This window comes from Microcystis sp. M113S1 (assembly GCF_020246945.1).
In the GTDB taxonomy this organism is placed as follows: domain Bacteria; phylum Cyanobacteriota; class Cyanobacteriia; order Cyanobacteriales; family Microcystaceae; genus Microcystis.
The window spans coordinates 1-5,406 of sequence record NZ_JADBSA010000252.1 but is presented as its reverse complement, the minus strand read 5'-3'; the positions used below and the strand labels follow the sequence as shown (position 1 = coordinate 5,406).

The following is a 5,406-nucleotide window of genomic DNA, read 5'->3' as shown; positions in this document are numbered from 1 at the left end:
GCAATATCTGACGTTAGTTGGGGAGAAATAACTCGACAATTAGCCTATAAATGCCGTTGGTATGGGAGAAATTACATCGAAGTAGATAGATGGTTTCCCAGTTCTAAGCGGTGTAGTAATTGCGGGTATATTGCTGAGAAAATGCCGTTAAATATTCGAGAATGGGATTGTCCAGACTGTGGGACGCACCATGACCGAGATATTAACGCCAGTAAAAACATTTTGGCCGCAGGGCTTGCGGTGTCAGTCTGTAGAGCGACCATAAGACCAGAACAGATTTACTCTGTTAAGGCAGGTGCGGAACCCCGCAAGGGAAAGAAGCAGAAACCCAAATCGTGAGGTTTGGGAATCACCGTCCGTTTTACGGCGGTGAGGATGTCAAGAACTTTACTTGTCCCTGATTAGGATCAGGCATTGATGTCGTTTGAGTGGGCTTTTTTCCCCAAAGCCAAAACATTACAGCACCTTGTTTATTACCTGTAGCGATAATCTTTTTAGAAGGGTGAATGGCAATACTTGTAATATCATTCTGTCCAGTAGGTATCGAGATAGGATATTGTACCTGTCCTACTAAATTCAAGAAATTAATCTCTCCATCTTTCTTGACAGAAACAATTTGCCCATCGCTTTCTGGCGTAAAACCAATTGCGATAGATGGAGATACTTTCTCCTCATCTTTGAAGGGAATTTTCCTTCCTTCGACAGACCATAATTGAACGATATCATTTTCGTCTAAAGTAACAATGGATAATATTTGAGGATCATTTGAATTATTGTCAGAACGCAAGGTTAAGTTTTTAAGCGATCCCCCCTCGGTCGAGAAACTTGTTTTAGTTTTAGATTTTGAAGAAAAATCCCATAGACGAGCTTGATTTTCTTGGGCGACTGTAATTAGTTTATTCTTTTTAAGATTAAAACTAGCGTTTTCTATTTCCTTGTCTTTAGGTTTTTGCTTTGAGGCATAACCTTTTAAAGAAAATCTTTTCTCTATTTCTGGTTCATTTTCTAAATCAATTTTAAGGAGTTCAAGTAAATCTTTATTTTCATAAACAACAAATAAATTGTCATCAAGAAAGTTGATTTTTAAATATGGATTTCTGTCAGGGTTTTCGTAGATATCCAACTCTTTTGGGTCAGTCAAAGAGTGATTCTCTTGATACTTCCAAAGCTTAATTTTTCCATTTTTTGCTGCTGTAGCAAGCTTCGTACCCTCTGAATTAAAGCTGATGTCAAAAGGAAATACTTGTCCGAGTTCTTCTGAAATAAGATTTTGTCCTTTTAGATTTTTTAGCTCGATCAATCCTTTTTTTCCTGCACTCGCTATTGCGATTAGTTGATTTCGTAAATTTAAACTATATACAGTTCCATTGGTATCGAAATCTTTTTCTTCATGCCCTTTTTCCACGTTCCATAGGCACACTTTATCACCACCACCAGTAACTAGGTACTTACCATCTTCAGAGAAACTAAGACTACGAATGCCCTGATTATCTCGATGACATTTAGTTAATTCGTGAATCAATGTCAATTCAGGAATTCGCAAGATTTTTACAGATCCGCTTTCCCCACCAACTGCCAGTTGTTTTCCATCAGGATTAAATTCTAGACTTATAATTTTTTTTGAATTATTATAATCTGTTATAAATTCTCCCGATAATTTCCAGAGTCGAATTTTATTATCCTCTCCACCAGTAGCGATAAAATCCTTATCTGGAGTAAAACTGACCGCTTTCATTAAGGGGTTTAGATTATTCGGATCGGGGGTGATTCGATTTTTTTCATGAATTTGAGTAACGATAGTTTGTAGAGCTAATAGAGGAGAGGAGGGAAGATTTTCTCTAAGTAAGGGAATTTTATTAAATCGAGTATTATAAATTTGATCTCCTGATTTTATTGCATTTTCTAAGGCTTCTATTTCTTGCTTGTCAAACTGATTTAAAGCCTCCATTCCTGATGCTTTCATTTGGTCTATATAGATGTAGAAAGATAATCCGAGAGAAACGATTATTCCTAGTACTACTAATCCAGAAAACAAGAGTAATCTTTTTCGACTATTCCAAGAAATTTGAATAAGAGCTACCCAATTTACGATTTTTATACGCCAACTTTCTGGTATTACGGGTAGTAACTTTGATAAATCCTTTGATAAATCTGATAAAAGAGTTTTAACTTTTGACCAGAAAGGGTCGAAAAAACCACACAATAATAGCGCGATGTTTATCAAAGATCCTACCCAGTTATTCCATGATGATGGCGAGGTCGGGGGTTTAGTCGGATTCGGGGGTTTAGTCGGATTCGGGGGTTCAGTCGAATTCGAGGTTTCAGTCGAATTCGGGTCAAGAGCTATAACGTCTTGAAGAAAGGTTTCGTAGATTCTATTGTGAATCTTTATCTCATTATTTTGGCTGACCAGTAGGCCTAAATTAATTAGTTCTTCTTGTTCTGGAGTACGACGATAACTGTCTCCACTGTTCTGTAAAATTTCCTGACAAATATTGACGTACTGACCGTTTCTATTTAGCATCTCACGAATGTTGTTCAGATACTCCGAAATTTCTCGTACTCCTGATATACGTTCGTTAGCAATATTTGCAATGCAATCTTTCGCTATGTCTTCCGTAATCCAAGGTAGTGTAAAATCATTGGAATCAAAAAATAATTGTAAAAATTTATTGGTCAGTAGTGGTTGACCATTTGTCCAATACAGTACTTCTTGGAGTGCTTTTTCTAGATTTTTCAGTCTATCAACCCGTGCTGAATAATGTTTAAATCCCTGCCATTGGCTTAAGTCATCAAGTGTAAAATCGCCAATCTCTATCTGGGTGTTTGGGTCGAAAATACGATTGTACTGGCTATGCTCATTTAAGGATAAAGAATTCTTCTCGCCAAAGAATGCAAAGGTGATTCTCTGAAAATTTTGATTGTTAGCAACTCTGGAATTGCGTTGATTGTAGCAATAGAGTAGTGTTTGTAAAAAGTGGTGAGAAAATGCGGGAAAATAAGGTTCTTGATTCAAAAGATACTCTAGTTCATCGATAAAAATAACAATTCTGGTATCTTGAACTTTTTCTAATAAGATGTTTTCGATAAAATATTTTAAAATCTGGTCATTAGATATGTTAGTAGAAAGCCTAGCGGCTTGATAATCCTGATCGTGCGATAGCTGGTTACCATTCTGAGTCGTGAACTGTTCCGCTAGATCGTGAATAAATTCCCAATAGAAATCTTTTTCAGAACTTCTAGTTCTAAGATTACCCCCCTGATTTTTGGTCATCAGAACACTTACGCACTTAACTCCATTATTTTCAAGATGCAAGCGAGTTCTTTCTAGTAAAGAACTTTTTCCAGTTTTTGGAGGACTTAAAACAAGACAATCATCTCCATGTGATAACCTCTCATAGAGTGCCTGATCTGCTGGCCGCATTATATACATATTAGTCCCCTTTCTCCTTCAACTAATCTATCTCGAAATTAACGGCACACCTATACTTAACATATTATAGTGCTATTATTACAACACGGGGGATTGTAAAAAAAGTTAACTCCTTCTCATCCTGCCAATTTCGTCGAATCCGTCCTAGGATAGGAGAGAAGGTAGCAGTAGTTCACGAGGAGATCGAATGGTGCGCGCTCGATGGTTAGTCATAACAATAGTCACTTGTTTAGGAATTGTATCTTGCAATACAGCAGAGAAGCCTTTTTCGTGCATACCTACCCCGATCGAACAGACGGATACTCGCTCAACCCCTCTAGGCATCTCGATTCAAGTGGATGGATCTAGCTCAATGTTGGGCTACGTTAGCGATGCTGGTAGCCTCTATGTGCAAACCCTAAAACTGCTCGACGAAACCCTATCTTTAGTCAGTAAAACTCCTGTTCAATACTATCGTTCGGGAAATGCGCTCACCCGTAGTGATTTTAGAAAAGCCCAACTTCCCGCCTTTTATAATGGTACAGATTTTCCCGATGTTTCCGCTCCTATTCAAAATCTAATTGTCGAACCAGGGACAAAAAATTCCCTACAGGTTATTGTTACTGATCTCGATCAAGCATCGGGAGATGTAACACTTCTCACGAGAAAAATTCAAGAAACTTATTTAAACTCAAAGCATCCTGAATACGCCGTAGCGATTTGGGCGATTCAAAGCGAATTTGAAGGAACCGTCTATGTGCAAGAGCAAAACAGGATCAAAAAATTTCCCTTTCCCAACGAGAAATCTAGCAATAAATTTCGTCCATTTTATGTAGTTTTTATTGGTCGTCACAACGACATAACTCAATATTTTGCCAGCTTAAAAGAACGCCAAGAGAATATTTTAGCCAATAGCAAAATTGCTATTTTTTCACCCAATCATCTTGTAAAGGAACCATTTTTGTTAGATCGAGAAATTGAAGAAAAACCCGCCGAAGAAAAAGCAGTTTTAGGAGAATGGAATCTATCCTTAAATGGCTTTAGAGTTCAAGCTAAAGACCAGAATAATCAACTCTGGAAAATATCGCAAACTTCTACAGATGCGATTGAGATTTCCGATAGTGTTTCCCTTGATACGAGCGAGCATACGGTGGTGATCGATGTCCGTTCGATCGAACCCTTACAAAGCATCGAGATGCCCAATAAATTCTCGAACACATTTCAAAACTCAAAAGAAGTTTTAAAAGATGATTCCAATTTACAAAAAGCGATCAAGATCTCCAAATGGAATCTCGATTCCCCAGCTGGACAAGCTCCCCGAAAGCTAAATTTTGTCACCACGATCCACCCCGATAAGTTTCCCGAACCAGGAATTTACCTCTTCACGATCGATCTCGTCGCCAAGAATCTACAGGAACAACCTTGGTGGGAAGAGTGGAACTGGCAAATCGGCCGGGATAATCAACAAGATGGCTCGAAAACGAATAATTTACTCCCTTTTCTTCGAGGCCTAAAAACGATCACGGCCAACCTCATGGCCGAAAATCCCCCGAAAATCGGCCGATTCTGTTACGCGATTGAGAAAAATTAGGGTTTCATCACCAGGCCCTAGTAGTTGGTAAAGTTGAAATTGACGGATACAAGTGGGTTAATTTGCTTATTTTACTCCTCCCATTATCCATAATTATTGCTTTGACAGACCTCTAGGGCCGTAGAAGATGCCGTTCGTAAACGCAAAATGACCAGACCAAAACCCATCAAAGCGATCGAGGCGCGCATCCAAGACAGATAGGTGCGTTCGTTGGCTGAATGATCTCGCCAGTAATCAGGGTTAAATTTCTGCCTTGTCTTTTGGGATTTAAACAGCATAGAGGAGTTCCTCGCAGTGAACTTCAATAAAATCAAGTATTCTTTCTTATGGTTTTAATAAATTGTTTTTATCATCTAGTTTTTCGCTTATCTTTAACCAATTCAAGGGACTTGAGCAGATTATC

At 38.3% G+C, this 5,406-nt stretch carries 3 protein-coding genes and 1 pseudogene; 2 read left to right on the top strand and 2 right to left on the bottom strand.

Going from position 1 to position 5,406, the window contains the following annotated elements:
* A partial coding sequence (locus tag IM319_RS12590) for an RNA-guided endonuclease TnpB family protein (RefSeq protein WP_287735828.1) occupies window positions 1-339 on the top strand: 339 nt, incomplete at its 5' end.
* Window positions 340-361: 22 nt separating this feature from the next.
* On the opposite strand, the gene IM319_RS12585 is transcribed toward IM319_RS12590, so the two are convergent.
* Window positions 362-3,433: a WD40 repeat domain-containing protein gene (locus tag IM319_RS12585; protein WP_287735827.1), complete on the bottom strand. Its 3,072-nt coding sequence runs from the start codon at window positions 3,431-3,433 to the stop codon at window positions 362-364.
* Window positions 3,434-3,620: 187 nt separating this feature from the next.
* Between IM319_RS12585 and IM319_RS12580 the strand changes: the two genes are divergently transcribed.
* The gene (locus IM319_RS12580; protein WP_287735826.1) at window positions 3,621-5,003 is read left to right on the top strand and encodes a hypothetical protein; all 1,383 of its coding nucleotides are present in this window, start codon (window positions 3,621-3,623) and stop codon (window positions 5,001-5,003) included.
* A gap of 113 nt (window positions 5,004-5,116) precedes the next feature.
* On the opposite strand, the pseudogene IM319_RS12575 reads toward IM319_RS12580, so the two are convergent.
* Window positions 5,117-5,281 (bottom strand): annotated as a pseudogene (locus tag IM319_RS12575) (YidH family protein); the annotation flags it as partial.
* Window positions 5,282-5,406 lie beyond the last annotated feature (125 nt).